This is a genomic window from Pseudarthrobacter sp. MDT1-22 (assembly GCF_054511035.1).
Window position 1 is genome coordinate 25,829 of record NZ_JBTNDK010000025.1, and the last position, 15,838, is coordinate 41,666.

Sequence of the window (15,838 nt, forward strand, 5' to 3'; positions counted from 1 at the left end):
TTGAAATGCGTATATTCGTACCCCAAGTTCTACACCTCGTAGAAGTTGGAATCAAATCGGTGGGGGATGTGGGCTCGGCGCCGGGCTACAGGCCGGGGCGCAGGCCGATCATCTGGAAGACGGGTGTCATCTGCCGCGAGCCTGGAAGTTCGGCCACAACCACTGCATCAAGTTCCCGGTAAAACGCTTCACGGGCGCGGGCCAGCGCGGCGCGAAGCCTGCATTCATGGATCAGCGGGCAGTCGCCGCCCGGAGCGACACAGTCGGCGGCGTCCGTCCGGGTGTCCAGGGCCCGCAGGACCTGGCCCGCCGTTGCCCGGCGGCCAGCGGAGCTGAGCCTGGATCCGCCCGACCTGCCACGCTCTACCTCGATCAGGCCCAGGCTGCGCAGCCTGGCCATCGCCTTGCTGACGTGGTTGTACGGTGTGCCCACGGCATCGGCGATGTTCTGCGTGGTCAGGAGGGTCGCCCCGGGCGCGGCGGCCAGAACCATCAGCGCCCGGAGGCTGACGTCTGCGAAGGCGTTGATTTTCATGGCAACCGGGGTGCGGTCTAGTCCACCCAGACGGTGGGTTCGCTGGTGTCAGCGGCGAGCTGGCCAAACTCCCGTTCGTGGGTCCCGGTGTTGGCGGCGTAAGGGAGGACCGCGGCGAAAATGGATCCGTCGCGGTGTTCAGCAGCTACATGGATGGCATCTGTTTCTTCCTCGACCAAGAGGATGTCGCAGACAATTGCGGCTGCGCGGAAATCAGCACGGTTCTGCCGGAGCAGTTCGGTGAGGTCGCTGATCATCGTGTCCGCGTCGAAGTCACCGTCGGAGCCGTCCTGGGCATCAGCCGGTGTGACGGCCACGAGGCGGACTTCGCCGTCGTTCTCCACCACCAGTGCGAACGGCAGGAAGCCGCCGTTTCGCTCGAGCTGTTCCTGGGCTGCGCCGACGCCTGTGCCCAGCAGGTTTTCCAGGTCCGTGGCCGAGGCCTCCGGAACGGAATCCCGCCACGAAGCCACCGCAGCCGGGCCGTCCGTGGCTTCGTGGGCCAGCTCCGGCTTAGCGCCGGACATTGGACAATACGCGGTCGCGGACGCTTTCCATCATGGCCCGGTCCGTTGCTTCCACGTTCAGCCGGAGGAAAGGCTCCGTGTTGGACGGGCGCAGGTTGAACCAGAAGCTGCCATCATTTGCCGTGAACGTGCTGCCATCCATGGTGTCCACGGTGATGTCCTCGGCGGCGAAGTCGGTGCGGACGCGCTCCACGGCTCCGGCCTTGTCCTCGATCTCGGAGTTAATCTCACCAGAGGAGACATAGGGCTCGTACTCGCGGCCGAGCTCGGACAGCGGTCCATCCTGCTCGCCGAGGGCAGCGAGCACGTGCATTGCTGCGAGCATCCCGGTGTCTGCGTTCCAGAAGTCGCGGAAGTAGAAGTGGGCAGAGTGCTCGCCGCCGAACACGGCACCTTCCTCGGCCATGACTGCCTTGATGAAGGAGTGGCCCACGCGCGTGCGGACGGCGCGGCCGCCGTCGTGCTCTACCAGTTCCGGCACCGCACGGGAGGTGAGCAGATTGTGGATGACGGTGGGCGTTGCCTCGCCCTGCGCCTGGGCGCGGGCGATTTCGCGGCGTGCCACCATACCGGTGACGGCCGACGGCGACACGGGCTCACCCGTCTCGTCGATGACGAAGCAGCGGTCGGCGTCGCCGTCGAATGCCAGGCCGATATCGGCGCCGTGCTCAATGACGGCGGCCTGCAGGTCGCGGAGGTTTTCCGGCTCGAGGGGGTTGGCCGGGTGGTTCGGGAAGGAGCCGTCCAGCTCGAAGTAGAGTGGAATGATCTCGAACGGCAGCTTGGGCAGGAGGGCGTCGCCGAGTACCGCCGGGGTGGTGAGGCCGGCCATGCCGTTGCCTGCGTCCACAACTACCTTGAGCGGCCGGGATCCGGAGAGGTCCACCAGCTGGCGGAGGTACTCGGAGTAGTCCTTCAGGACGTCGTGGACACCGATCAGGCCGCGGGCGGGGGCCGCCGGGATGGAGCCTTCGTTGAGGTACTTCTCGGCGAGGGCCTGGATCTCTTTGAGGCCTGATTCGGAGGAGATGGGCTGCGCGCCGGCCTTCGACATTTTGATGCCGTTGTATTCGGCAGGGTTGTGGCTGGCGGTGAACGTGGCGCCGGCAGCGTTGAGGGAGCCGCAGGCGTAGTAGAGCTCATCGGTGGAAATCAGGTCAAGGAGCTTGACGTCGGCGCCGCGGGTGGCTGCGCCGTCGGCGAATGCCTTGGCGAACTCGGGGGAGGAGGGACGCATGTCGCCGCCTACCAGGATCGTCTGGCCCTCCAGTTCCAGCACATCAACGAACGCGGCGCCCACGGCTTCGACGATTTCAGCGGTGATGGATTCGCCCACGATGCCCCGGACGTCGTAGGCCTTGAAGGATGCCGAGAGGTCAAAAGTCTTTGTCTGTTCGCTAGTCACGGGTCTTATCTTACGTGGACCCGCGGACGTTCCCGGTTGTCCACATACGGAGGTCCCGGCTTTATGGGTGTCGGTGGGGGCTGGGATACTGAATCAATGGTCGATACCCAGAACGCCGCCCTTCTTTCCGTTTCCCCTGACTCACCGTCCGCCACAAAAAGCCAGGCGCTGGAGGTTCTCCGCGAACTTGTCGGGCATCCGGCGGCGGATTTCCACGACGGACAGTTTGAGGCGATTGAAGCACTGGTCGACGGCGGCCGGCGGGCTTTGGTGGTCCAGCGCACCGGTTGGGGAAAATCGGCCGTGTACTTTGTGGCGTCCCTGCTGCTCCGGCGCCGCGGGGCCGGCCCTACTCTGATCGTTTCGCCGCTGCTCGCCCTGATGCGGGACCAGGTGGCTGCCGCCGCCCGCGCCGGAGTGCGTGCAGTGGCCATCAACTCCGCGAACCAGCTGGAATGGGACACCGTCCGGGAACAGCTCGCCGCTGATGAAGTCGACGTGCTGCTGGTTTCGCCGGAACGGCTCACCAACCCGTCCTTCCGTGAGAACCAGCTGCCGGAGCTCATCCGGCGGACGGGCCTGCTGGTTATTGACGAGGCACACTGTATTTCGGACTGGGGCCATGACTTCCGGCCGGACTACCGCCGGATCGCTGACCTGATCACCCAACTGCCGGAGTCCGTCCCTGTCCTGGCCACCACCGCCACGGCCAACTCGCGCGTGGTCCACGACATCGAGGAACAGCTGGGCGCGGGCGTCCTCACTATCCGCGGAACCCTGGGCAGGGATTCCCTGCGCCTGGGCGTCCTCACCTTGCCGAATTCCCGCGAACGGCTGGGCTGGCTCCTGACGCACCTGGCCGATCTGCCCGGCAGCGGCATCATCTACACGCTGACAGTCTCAGCCGCGGAGGACACCGCCAGGCTTCTCGCCGAAGCCGGGCACACCGTGCAGGCCTATACCGGCAGGACCGATCCCGCGGACCGGGAGCGCGCAGAGCAGATGCTCAAGGACAACCAGGTCAAGGCGTTGGTTGCCACCTCGGCGCTCGGCATGGGCTTCGACAAACCGGATCTTGGCTTCGTCGTCCACCTCGGGGCGCCGTCCTCCCCGGTAGCGTACTACCAGCAAGTGGGCCGTGCGGGCCGTGGCGCGGCGAACGCAGATGTGCTGTTGCTGCCGGGTTCTGAAGACCGGGATATCTGGCAGTACTTCGCCACCGCTTCCATGCCATCGGAGGAGAAAGCCACAGCAGTGCTGACAGCGTTGGCTGAAGCCGGAACTGCCGTGTCAACGGTTGCGTTGGAGGCCCGGGTTGATCTCCGCCGCACCCCGCTGGAGCTGCTGCTGAAGGTCCTGGCCGTGGATGGCGCCGTGGAACGTGTCGGCGGCGGGTGGCGTTCCACCGGCCAGCCCTGGATCTACGACGCTGAGCGTTACCGCCGGATCGCCGAGGCCAGGGTGGACGAGCAGGACTCCATGGTGATCTACCAGGACACCGCCGGGTGCCGGATGGAATACATCACCTCGGTCCTCGACGACGAGACGGCGCATCCCTGCGGGAAGTGCGACAACTGCGCCGGCCGCTGGTTCCGGGCCGATATCGCCGACGACGCCACGGCAGCGGCGGGTCAGACGCTCACCCGCGCCGGTGGTGTCCTGGAGGCACGGCTGCAGTGGCCCAGTGGCATGGACCGTTTGGGCGTTCCGGTCAAGGGAAAAATCAAGCCCGACGAAGGACTGGCGGACGGCCGGGTGCTGGCAAGGCTTACCGATCTCGGCTGGGGCGGGGCGCTGCGGGAACTCTTTGCGGCTGGCGCCGCAGACCAGCCGGTGGATCCTGCCATGCTGCAGGCCTGTGTCCAGGTCCTGCGGGAATGGGCTACCGGTGACGGCCGGAACCCGGGCTGGAGCGGTGCAGGCCGGCCGGCCGCGATCGTCAGCATGCCTTCCCGCAGCAAGCCCGAACTGGTCCGTTCCCTTGCCCAGGGAATTTCGGAAATCGGCAGGATCCCCTACCTTGGCGAGCTGGCCCTGGGACATGGCGGACCCACTGGAAGCCGTGGCGGGAACAGCGCGTACCGGTTGGCGGGCGTTTGGGACCGCGTCATGGTGGGCCCGGAATTGGAGGCCGCCATGGCAACACTTCGTGGCCAGGGCGTGATGCTGATCGACGACCTCGTGGACAGCCGGTGGACCGTTACCGTGGCTGGACGCGCCCTGCGCCAGGCGGGGGCGGGGGCTGTTCTTCCGCTCGTGCTTGCCCAGGCCGGCTGACCTCTGCGCCGGCCTGCCGGTGCAGTGACAGGCTGTCCGCCGTGCTGAAGAGCATCAGGACGGCCATGGTGAGGAAGGCTCCGCGGAAGGGGCCAGCGTGATCCGCGGGGAAGGCCGCCACGCCGTCGAAAATCCGGATCAGCAGGGCGCCAACTGCGATGCCCGCGCCTGCGGCGAGCTGCACCAGGGTCGCCGACACGGAGTTGGCCGACGTCAGCTGGGCGGGTGCGATGTCCGCGTACTGCACCGACGCGTAGGCGGAGAAGCCAATGGAGCGGAAGGCCCCGCTGCACACGAGCAGGGCGAAGATCAGGGCCTGCGGCGTGTCCGGAGTGAGCAGGGCGCACAGGGCGAAGGTCACCGCCGATGCCAGGGAGCCGAAGACCAGCATGGCCCGGAAACCGAAACGCCGGATCAGCGGCGTGGTGGCCGGCTTGATGCCGATGTTGCCGATGAACACGGCCGCCACCATGATTCCGGCGTGCAGCGGTGACCAGCCGAAACCGGTCTGGAACATCAGGGGCAGGAGGAACGGCACCGAACTGATGGTCAGGCGGTAGACGAACCCGCCGGTGGCCATGGCCCGGAATGTTCGGGTGGAAAAAACACTGAGATCAAACAGAGGGTTTTTGGCGCGCCTCATCCACAGCACGGCGGCCGCGAGGGCGCATACCCCTGCAGCAGCGCCGATGGCTGCCCATGGACCGTCGGGGTGGGCAGTGGCCAGCTCAAGGCCCACCACCAGGGCGCCCACTCCGGTGGTGGTGAGGAACAGGCCCAGCCAGTCGAGCCTGCGTGCCCTGTCTCCGGCGCCGGCTGGTACCAGACTGAGTGCGGCGATGAAAGCGGCCGCCCCCAATGGCAAATTGATGAGGAAGATCCAGTGCCACGACAGGTAGGTGGTCAGCGCGCCGCCTACGAGCGGCGCCAGTACGGGCGCCAGCAGCGCGGGCCACACCAGGAAAGCCGTCGCCCGCAGAAGCTCCGATTTGGGTGTGCCGCGCAGTACCAGGAGGGTGCCGACAGGAACCATCATGGCCCCACCGGCGCCCTGCAGGATCCGGCTCAGCGTCAGCACGGTCAGGTCGGGGCTGATGGCGCAGGCCAGTGAAGCCAGTGTGAACAGGGCGATCGCGAAGCAGAATACTTTGCGGGCCCCCACGCGTTCAGCAAGCCAGCCGCTGAGCGGGATTCCCATGGCCACGGTCATGAGGTAGGCCGTCATGGTGATGTTGACGTCGGCGGCTGGAACGCCAAAGTCGCTGGCGATGTTGAGGATGGCGGTGGTGAGGATGGTGCCGTCCAGGAACTCCATAAAGAATGTGGCAGCCACCAGTAGCGCCAGGCGTGGATTCCACGCCTGGCTTGTGCTGGATTCCGCGCCCGGGGAATTGCTTACTGCCATTCCACCATCCTGCCACCGGCTGCACGGGTGGAGCCTCGTGCGTCCGCACCCCGGACCGCCAGCCTGTCCAGCCCACCCCACTTTCCACGCGCCACGCACCACGCCCGTCTCCCGCCCGCGCACCACGCCCGTCTCCCGCCCATGTAGGTAGCAGTAACTGTCGTTATGAGCGCTCATAACGACAGTTACTGCTACCTAGTTTGGGTTTGGTGGCATAAAAGCACTTCCCCAGGGAACGCAAAAGGCCCCGGTCCAGGACCGGGGCCAAACGCGGAGACGGGGGGATTTGAACCCCCGGTGGAGTTGTGCCCCACACTTCATTAGCAGTGAAGCCCATTCGGCCGCTCTGGCACGTCTCCAGTGGCTATTACTAGCCCACCAAGGATACGCAGAACGGGGCACGCAGTGCAAAACGGCCACCGAACGCTTGTCTCAGCCCCGGCGCCCTGCCCCACGGTATGCCTCGCGCCGGGCCCAGGAACAGTGCCCTGGGCTCAACCCCCTGCCAGCGTCCGCCAAAGGAAGTGCTGGCTGCGGGCCTGCAGGGCGGCGGCCTGCCGGTTGTCCGAAGCTCCGGCGTGGCCGCCTTCCAGCGCTTCGTGGAACCAGACATTCGGGATGCCCATCGCCTGCATCCGGGCGGCCATCTTGCGGGCCTGGACCGGTCCCACCCTGTCGTCCGATGTGGCCGTCCAGATGAATGTTTCGGGGTACTCCACGCCGTCCTTGAGCAGGTGGTACGGGGAGAAGGTCTTGATGTACTCCCATTCCGCCGCCACGTCCGGGTCGCCGTATTCGGCGATCCAGGAGTGCCCGGCGGAGAGCTTGGTGTACCGCCTCATGTCCAGCAGCGGAACGCCGCAGGAGATAGCCCCGAAAAGTTCCGGGTAGGTGGTGAGCATGTTGCCCACCAGCAGCCCGCCGTTGGACCCGCCCACGCAGCCAAGCCGCTCCCGGGAGGTGACGCCACGGTGGACGAGGTGCTGCGCCACGGCGGCAAAGTCCTCGAAGGCGCGGTGCCGGTTTTCCTTGAGCGCGGCCCGGTGCCAGGACGGCCCGTATTCGCCGCCGCCGCGGATGTTGGCCACAACGTAGACGCCGCCGCGGGAGTGCGCTGCCTCGCCGGGCCCGCCGGAGGTGGCGGTCCTGCGCTCCAGCCAAGCCCTGCCGACGGTTCCGCTGTACGCAGGGGTCCGGGAGACTTCGAAGCCGCCGTAGCCGGAGAGCTGCGTGGGGTTCTGCCCGTCCAGGACAAGGTCCCGCGAGGCCACCTGGAAGTAGGGGACGCGGGTGCCGTCTGCGGAGACGGCGAAGTGCTGCTGCACCTCGTACTGGTCGTCATTAAAGAACGACGGCGACGCCTTGACTGCCGCATGGCTGCTCACCACGCCAGCCGTCCCGGCAACGCCCCCGCCGGAGCCGGCGGTCCCGGCAGGATCCCGCGTGAGGCTTCCGCGCATCAGTGTGCTGGGGGTGGTGAATCCGGTGGCGACCAGCCAGAAGTCGTCGCCCGCACCGCCGTCGGCCGGTCCTTCATCTTCGTCGTCCACCGCGTAGGCGTTGACGTCGTGCAGCGGCGGGCAGGCATCCAGCAGCGACGAAGCCCAGGCGCCGCCGTCGGCCGCACTCCCGTCGGCCGCACCCCCGTCGGCCGCAACGCTTGGAACAGAGGGATCCAGCACCCGGATCTCGGACGAGACGTCCCGCAGCAGGTTCAGCAGCAGGAAATTCCGCGTCCAGCTCCACGACTGCAGCGAAATGTGCGCATCCGGCGTAAACAGCACCAAGAGATCCCGCGCCCCGGCAAGGTAGTCCTCGAACTTCGCAGCCAACAGCGACCCGGCGGGGTACGTGTTGCCCTCAAGGGACCAGTCCTGCTGCGGCCGGAACAGGAGCCATTCGCGGTGCGCACTGAGGTTAACATCTGTCGGCGCATCGATCTCGAGCCAGGCGTCGTCCCAGCGGATGAACGTGCTGCGGTTGTAGAAATCGATGTAGTCCACGGCGAACGTGCGCTCGAAACCCGGAGTGGAATCGTGCGCCACCACGGCCATCATGTGGTCCTCCGGCACCTCAAAAAGCCGGGCGGCCGCGGAAAGGGCGTTGCCGCGTCGCAGGGTGACAGCCGTCCGGGCATATGAGGATGCGGTTCGCGGCAGGTCCCCGGCCGTGGAGGCAACCAGCAGCGTGTCCGCGTCCAGCCACGAGACGTTCCCCTTCGCCGTCGGCAGGTCAAAACCGCCGTCTGCCGGGTCAACAAAGGTGCGGGTCCCGACGTCGAACTCGCGGTAGCGGTTGGCGTCGCCGCCGTCGGGGGAGAGCGCCAGGAGCGCGAGGCGGTACGGGTCGCCAGCGGCGGGGCGCAGGAACGTGGCACCGTGGAAGACCCACTCCTCACCTTCGGCGGCGGCGAGGGCATCCACATCCAGCAGCACGTCCCAGGCGGGGGAGTCCGTCAGGTAGCTTTCCCAGGTGGTGCGGCGCCACAGCCCCTTCGGGTTCGCCTGGTCCTTCCAGAAGTTGTAGTACCACTCGCCGCGCTTGCCCACCATGGCGATCCGGTCCGTGGAGTCCAGCACCTCCAGGATGCTTCCCTCCAGGCCTACGTAATCGGCGTCCTCCAAAAGGTCCTCGGTGCGGGCGTTCTGCTCCCGGACCCAGGCAAGCGGTGCCCCGCCGTAGATCTCCTCCAGCCAGACGTTCTCATCAGTGGGTTCGGGGGCGGGCGATGAACCGGGCGCTTGATCAGCTGCAGTGGTGGTCATGCGCCCCATCCAAACAACATTTTCGCTCCGCAAGCAAGTCAAGTGCCTGCGGCGCATGCCGATACTCTGGATGCCGTGGGTAAATCGAAGAGCATCCGGACAGCCATCATCGGCGCCGGACCGCGGGGAACCAGTGTGCTGGAGCGCCTGCTCGCACACGCCGCCGCCCACGCCGCCGCCCACGCTGCTGCCCACTCCGGCCCCGCATCCCTCCATATCGACGTCATCGACCCTTATCCGGCAGGTCCGGGGCACGTGTGGCAGGCCGGCCAGTCCCGGCTGTACCTCATGAACACCCAGTCCTTCTATCCCACGGTCATCCCTGAAGACCCCAGGCTGGCGCCGCCCGTCGCGGGCACCACGTTCGACCGCTGGCGTGCCCGGCAGCAGCGTGAGCCGATGCCTGCCCTGACGCTGGACGAGCGGTCCGAACTGGCTGCCTTGGGATCGCGGGACTTCCCCAGCCGGGCACTGTACGGCCGCTACCTGCGCTGCACGCTGGACGAGCTGACGGCAAAACTGCCCGACGGCGTCACCATCAGTTTCCACGAAACGACGGCCGTGTCGGTGCGCCCGTCGCGCGACGGAACAGCGGGGACGCCAGGGGACGGCGCCCCGGCGGACGGCTCTCAAGGGGACGGTACCCCAGGCGGGACAACCCCCAGCACCGGAACGTTCGACGTCGGACTCGCCGGCGGCGGTTCCCTCACGGTCGATTCCGTGGTCCTCGCCTTGGGGCACCTGGCGTCCCGGCTGAACCCGGAACAGCGGGAACTCCAGGCAGCGGCCGCACAGCTGGGCCTGAGCTACTTCCCGCCGGCCGTCCCGGCGGACGTCGACTGGGCCGCGGTTCCGGCCGGCGAACCGGTCCTGGTCCGGGGCATGGGGCTGAACTTCTTCGACGCGATGGGCCAGCTCACGGAGGGCCGCGGCGGAAAGTTCATCGACGCCGGAACCCGGCTCGAGTATCAGCCTTCCGGCCAGGAGCCCCTGATCATTGCGGCCTCCCGCCGCGGCACCCCGTACCGGGCCAAGGCCGCGCTGGCCGGCTACTACCCGGCGGCGGTTACCCTGCGGTACCTGACCGAGGCCGCGCTGGAACGGTTCGCGGCCACCGGAATCCGGCCGGGTTTCGACCACGATCTCTGGCCCCTGCTGCACCGAGACACCCTCTGGGCCTACTACTCCACCCTGGTGCGCTCGCAGCCGGCCGCCGTCCCCGACGCGTCCGAGTTCCTGGCCGCGCTGGAGGATGCGCTGCGGCCGCATGCCCACAGCGCCGCCAACTGGGAGGCCGCTGTGGAGAGCGTCCTTGCAGTGCACGTCGGGCCGCGGCACCGGCTGGACCTGCCGGGCCTCGCGTCTCCCCTGGTGGGCAGGTCCTTCGGATCGCGCGCTGAACTGGATGCCGCCGTCGTCGAGTACTTGCTGGATGACGCCCGCCGCTCAGCACTGGGCGAGCAGGATCCGGTAAAGATGGCCATCGGCGCGCTGCACCATGGGCGCGCGGTGCTGAAAACGGCAGTGGCCGACGGCGGCATCACCGATGAGTCCTGGGTGGCTGGCCTGCGTGGCTGGTTTGAGTCGTTTGTGGAGGGCCTGGCCAGCGGGCCGCCCGCGCTGCGCGCTGAACAGCTGGCTGCCCTGGCGCGCGCCGGCGTGGTCAGTTTTGTAGGGCCCGATCCCCGGTTCAGCGTGGACCGCCGGACAGGCCGCTTTACCGCCGTCTCTCCGTGGGTGAAAGGCCCGCCGGTGGCGGCGAAGACCATGGTGGAGGCCCTCGCGCCGGCGAACCGGGTGTCGGCGAACGCTTCACCGCTGCTGGAACAGCTCCTCGCGGACGGGATGGTGCGGCCCCGGCTGATGATGACGGCGGAAGGTGCGCCGGTGCAGGCCACCGGGCTCGACGTGGCGCCCCACCCGTACCGGCCGGTGGCGGCCAACGGCTCGGTGACTGAGGGTCTCTATGTGCTGGGCCTCCAACTTTCGGCCACCCAGTGGGGCACGGCCATCGCCGCGGAAGCGCTCCAGCCGGGCGGCCCCACGTACGCCAGCGGGCAAAGGACACTCCGCGACGCCGACGAAATCGCGCAGGCGATCCTGGGACACTGAGGCGAAATATTCGTCCTCACGTCCCCTGAGTTTTTGTCCACATAACGGCCCCTTCGCCCCCGGAAAAACGGATCATCTGGGCAAAAACTCGAGAGGAAGAAAGTGTCCCTCCCCAACTGCTTCAGCCGGGGAGGGGCGCCTCTCTGTTTAAAGCTGGCCCGCCGTCAGGCGCTCCAGATTAGTGCTAGCCGCGCAGGCACTGCTGGTACTGGATCCAGGCAACGCCGTAACGGATCCACCCCAGGACGTCGTACCACTTGGTGGGCGGTACCGGTGCCGTGCAGACCGGCGGAACCGGTCCGCTGGCAGCCACCTGGACTGCCGCCTTCACCACAGTGCCGGACTCGGCAGCCGTGAGCGCCAGGGTTCCGGATCCTGAAGCAGCGCCGGCAGGAACGGCGAGATTCACGGCGGCGGCGCCGGCAGAAACCGGCACCGTGCCAAGGTCCGTCACAGTCCCGGCGCTGTCGGTGAACACCGCAGCCAGCGACGTATTCACCGGGCTGCCCAGCGAGGTGAGGTCCAGTTTGGAAACCGCCAGGGTGATGGCGTCCCCGGCCTTGACCTCGGCTGCCGTGGTGTTCACCGCGGCCACCGTCCGCCGGGCGAAGTCCGGCGACACGGGGTTGTGACCCTGCAAGTACGTGATCCAGGCGTCCCGGTCCACCAGACCCGAATCCTTGGTGCCGGTTCCGTCCTTGAAGACTCGGAAGTTGTCGCCACCGGTGGCCAGGAAGCTGAACGTCCCGATCCGGTAGGACTTCGCCGGATCGATCAGCGCATCGGCCACCCGGATGGAGGTGATCCGGTCACCGGCGGCGCGGGTGGCGTCGTACGTGTAGTTGACGTTCCTGGACAGGCCCAGCTGCTGGTAGGCGCGGCTGGGGACCGTGCCGTCAGCGTTGGTCTGCCACTGCTGCTCCAGGAGTGCCTTGAACTGCGCACCGGTCACGGACGTGGTCCACAGGTTGTTCACAAACGGCAGGACCGAGTTGGCCTCCGAGTAGGTGATGGTGCCGTCCGGGGCGTAGTACAGCTCGTTGCGGAGGCCGCCGGGATTGACGACGCCGATTTCCGCGGCGCCCAGCTCAGCCGGCTGGAGCGACTCCAACAGTGAGTCGGCCACCAAGTTGCCCAGCGTGGATTCGCTCGCACGGTCATCGCGCTTGGCGGGGCCGCCGGCGGGGTCCGGGGTGAACGCTGTCGTGATATCTGCGGTCAGTGCACCCACCGGCTGGTTGCCGATCGCGGCGGCGTCGGCCAGGGCTTTCTTCACAATGGCATCTACCGCTGCCACCCGCGGGTAAGCGGCTACGAGGCCGGCGGCGGCATCTGTGGTCCGCCTGACGTTCCCGGCCTTCGAGGCGGTGACTTCCTTGGTGGCCGTATCCACCGTGAGCTGGATCTGGCCGATGTTCTCGCCGTAATTGCCGGTCTGGACAATCGGACGGGTCTTTCCGTAAGCCCCGGGGACCGGTGCGTTCCAGGCGTATTCCTTGTGCGTGTGGCCGGTGAAGATGGCGTCCACCTCGGGGGAGGTTTCGGTGACCAGCTTCGCGAACGGGCCGCCCGCTGCCACTTCCTGCTCGAGGGTGGCGCCGTCCGGCGTTCCTGAACCGGCGCCGTCGTGGTTTTCCGCGATGATCACGTCGGCGAGGTTCTCCGCCGTGATCCTGGCAGCCACGCGGTTGATGGCGTCCACAGGATCGCCGAATTCAAGATCGGCGATGCCGGCAGGCGTCACCAGGGACGGGACTTCCCGGGTGACGGTGCCGATGACGGCGACCTTCACGCCGTCCATGTCCAGCACGGTGAATTCCGGCAGGACCGGTTCCGTGGTTCCCTTCTTGTAAACGTTCGCCCCGAGCAGCGGGAACGTGGCGTTGGTGCCGCCCGCGATGACGCGGTCGCGCAGGTCCGCCCAGCCGCCGTCGAACTCGTGGTTGCCCACGGCGGAAGCGTCCAGCTCCAGCGCGTTCAGCACATCGATGGTGGGCTGGTCCTTGGCAACGGCCGAGGCGAACAGTGATGCCCCGATGTTGTCGCCGGCGGACAGGAAGGCCGTGGCCCCGGGTGCGGCGGCGCGCAGCTTCTCGATGGTGCCGGCGAACAGCACCGTGTTGGTGTCGATGCGGCCGTGGAAATCGTTGATGCCCAGGAAGTTCAGCTCAACGCTGGCCGGCGTGACCGGGCCGGCAGGCAGGTCAAGGCCCACCACCACAGGATCGTGATCGCTGGCGCGGTACTGATCCGGCGCATAGTAGTTGGTCACATTGTTGTTATACCGGCTGTACTCCAGCGCCACGGACTCTACGGAGTTGATGTTCCAGATGTCCGCGCCGGTGACCACCGCATCAGCGCCGGGGGAGGCCAGGATGTGGTCCAGCGAACCCGCCAGGCCGCCGAAAAGGTAGGAGTGCTTCGCGGAGCCGTCGGCGTTCGTCGCTTTGCCGTCCTGGTTGACGTAGCCGGCGTCCGTGAAGACATTCATCGGGTCTTCCTGGGCGTAGGAGTTGAAGTCGCCGATCAGGAAAACCTTGTCCGTGCCCTTGGTTGCCTGCAGCCCGGCGGCGAAGTCCAGGAGCGACTTGGCCTGGGCGGTGCGGGCGAGGTTGGACGCGCCCTGGCCCTTGTCCGTGTCATCCGGCGTTGCTGCCGAACCCTTGGACTTGAAGTGGTTGGCGATGGCGATGAATTTCTTGTCGTCCCCGGCGCCTACGGGCTTGAAGGCCTGCGCCAGCGGCTTGCGGGCGTTGGCGAAGGCGACAGTGTCGTTGTGGATGATGGACTCTTCCACAGGTTCGGCCACGGCCTTCTTGAAAATGAACGCGGTGCGGATCATGTCCTCGTCGGCCAGCGGGGGAGCGTTGGCGGGTGTCCGCACGTAGTCCCAGATGCCGGGGGTCGCGATGTTGAGGGCGTCCACCAGTTTGGCCAGGGCGTCGTCGCGGTCCTTGCCGAACTGGGCGGAGTTTTCAATTTCCATGAGGGACACCACGTCGGCGCCGGTCTTGGTGATCGCGGCGACGATCTTGTCCTGCTGGCGGAGGAAGTTCTCCGCGTTTGCCGCGCCGCGGGCATCGCAGCCGCCCTGGACCGTGATGGGGTTGCCGTTGCGGTCCTTGTAGAAGGAACAGCCCGTGAGGGTGTCGCCGGTGGTGGGGAAGTAGTTCAGCACGTTGAAGGAGGCGATCTTCAGGTTGCCGCCCACGCTGGCGGGAGCCTCGGTCCGGGTGGCGCCGAAGCTGGCCGGCTGGACCGTGCCCTTGTTGGCCTCGGTGAGATGGGTCAGCGGCTGGAACTTCCAGGCGTTGTTGGCGTAGCTGAGCACCACGTTGGTAGCGAACGTCACCGGCGAGCCCACCCGGACCGGGTCCGTGGCCGTCAGGTACGGCAGCACCTGGGCTTTGGTGGTGGCGTCCTTGAGGAAAGTGGTGGTGGAGCCGTCGTCGAGCTTGATGCCGCGGGCAGCGTTGTCCGCCACGGCGGCCTGGTATTCGGCCGAGCCGTAACGCGCGACGGCGGTGGGCTGCACCAGCGTGGTGGTCCCGCCCGAGAGGCCGATTTCGCCGTATTGGTTCAGCGAGTAGTTGTCGGTGACGGTGACGGGCCCTTGCGGTGCCAGCAGCATGCCCTCGAGTGCCTCGCGGAAGGACTCGGCCGCCGGGAGCGTGAAGGCGGTGGCCTTCACCTCGGGGGCGGCGTCGGTGAGCTTGGTCAGCCCGGCGGCGTCCGCCACACTGACCTGGGTCATGCCGAAGAACTCGGAAACCGTGCCGGAGACTTCCACGAAGTCGCCGGTCTGCACGGAGCCTGCGGTGGCCGGGGAGTAGACAAAAACAGCGTCCGACGCCGTGTGGCCGGCCGGGGTGAGGTCGCCGCCGGTGCCGGGGGTCTGGACGTAGTAGCCGGCGAAACCGCCGGTGGGGAAGGCCGCGGTGACTTTGCCGCGCGTTGTTACGGCAGTGCCGGCCAGCGGACTGGCGGTGCCGGTGCCCTGGATTTCGGCAATGGTTTTGGTGCCGGGGACCGGGTCCGGTGTTGGGTCGGGGTCCGGCGTTGGGTCCGGGACGGGGTCCACGGTGCCGCCCGCCGCCGTCGGCGTGACGGCGGTGTTCAGCGTGAAGTCTGCCCGGTTGCTGTTGCTGTCCGTCCCGGCGCTGCGGTTCAGGCTCTTGACGTCGGTGTTGCCGGCGGGCGCTACGGCGGCCTGCGTTTCAAAGGTGTTGGAGGAACCGTAGCCGAGGAGGTCTGCCACGCCGGCCGGTTCAATAACGGATCCGGTGGCGAGCGGGGCGGCGGCGGCCTGCTTCGCCAGGATGATGGTGCCGGCGGAGCCGCTGAAATTCAGGGAGGTTGCCACAAGATCCGGAGTCGGCAGGTCCGCACCTTCAACCCCGCCGTTGTTGCTGCCGCCCTGGATGAGGTAGTGGCCCTTGGCAGGGATGGAACCGGTGAGGGCAGCCACGCTGGTGGGCGCCGCAGTTCCCGCGCCTGAACGGTACTGGACTGACCAGCCGTCAAGGGAGACCGCGGCGTCGGAGGTGTTGTAGAGCTCAACGAACTTGCTCTTGTACGCTGCGCCGGAACTGCCGCCGCTCAGGTAGGCCTCGTTGATGACAACGGGTGAAGTGCCGGCTGGTGCTGCGTCGACGGCGAAGGCGGGGACCGCTGCCAACGGAGCTGCGATGAGCCCCGCAGACACCGCTGTTCCCAGAGCTAATTTCCAAGGTGAATGGTGCATCCGCTCTACTTTCATAGGGGCGTCCCGGTAGGGGACCCGATGGAGTGTGTCCGGGTTGTACCGACGGA

The 15,838-nt window shown here is 67.2% G+C and carries 8 protein-coding genes and 1 tRNA gene; 2 read left to right on the top strand and 7 right to left on the bottom strand.

The features are described from left to right. Window positions 1-85: 85 nt before the first annotated feature. The 3 genes from ACX80M_RS16985 to ACX80M_RS16995 are packed head-to-tail and all read right to left on the bottom strand — an operon-like array spanning window position 86 to window position 2,467. A complete protein-coding gene (locus ACX80M_RS16985) occupies window positions 86-535 on the bottom strand; it encodes an RrF2 family transcriptional regulator (protein ID WP_252599746.1) in 450 nt (149 codons plus the stop codon). Window positions 536-552: 17 nt separating this feature from the next. Next, window positions 553-1,062: a hypothetical protein gene (locus ACX80M_RS16990; RefSeq protein ID WP_459310025.1), complete on the bottom strand. Its 510-nt coding sequence runs from the start codon at window positions 1,060-1,062 to the stop codon at window positions 553-555. Then, window positions 1,049-2,467 carry a phosphomannomutase/phosphoglucomutase gene (locus tag ACX80M_RS16995; RefSeq protein ID WP_459310026.1) on the bottom strand — a complete coding sequence of 473 codons (1,419 nt, stop codon included), beginning with the start codon at window positions 2,465-2,467 and terminating at the stop codon, window positions 1,049-1,051. Before ACX80M_RS16995 ends, ACX80M_RS16990 begins: the two co-directional genes overlap by 14 nt. Window positions 2,468-2,563: 96 nt before the next feature. On the opposite strand from ACX80M_RS16995, the gene ACX80M_RS17000 reads away from it, so the two are divergent. Continuing rightward, window positions 2,564-4,744, top strand: coding sequence for a RecQ family ATP-dependent DNA helicase (locus ACX80M_RS17000; protein WP_459310027.1), 2,181 nt, complete (start codon window positions 2,564-2,566; stop codon window positions 4,742-4,744). Here ACX80M_RS17000 and ACX80M_RS17005 read toward each other — a convergent pair. From ACX80M_RS17005 to ACX80M_RS17015, 3 genes are all read right to left on the bottom strand, one after another. Then, entirely contained in the window at window positions 4,668-6,149 is a 1,482-nt protein-coding gene (locus ACX80M_RS17005; RefSeq protein WP_459310028.1) for an MFS transporter, read from the bottom strand. The genes ACX80M_RS17000 and ACX80M_RS17005 overlap by 77 nt on opposite strands. A 271-nt stretch (window positions 6,150-6,420) precedes the next feature. Continuing rightward, window positions 6,421-6,508 (bottom strand) — tRNA-Ser (locus ACX80M_RS17010). A gap of 135 nt (window positions 6,509-6,643) precedes the next feature. After that, complete coding sequence (locus tag ACX80M_RS17015) at window positions 6,644-8,914, bottom strand: prolyl oligopeptidase family serine peptidase (RefSeq protein ID WP_252610818.1); 2,271 nt, start codon at window positions 8,912-8,914, stop codon at window positions 6,644-6,646. A gap of 75 nt (window positions 8,915-8,989) precedes the next feature. Between ACX80M_RS17015 and ACX80M_RS17020 the strand changes: the two genes are divergently transcribed. After that, entirely contained in the window at window positions 8,990-11,026 is a 2,037-nt protein-coding gene (locus ACX80M_RS17020) for an FAD/NAD(P)-binding protein (protein WP_252610820.1), read from the top strand. A gap of 184 nt (window positions 11,027-11,210) precedes the next feature. On the opposite strand, the gene ACX80M_RS17025 is transcribed toward ACX80M_RS17020, so the two are convergent. Beyond that, window positions 11,211-15,770: an ExeM/NucH family extracellular endonuclease gene (locus tag ACX80M_RS17025; protein WP_252614965.1), complete on the bottom strand. Its 4,560-nt coding sequence runs from the start codon at window positions 15,768-15,770 to the stop codon at window positions 11,211-11,213. Window positions 15,771-15,838 lie beyond the last annotated feature (68 nt).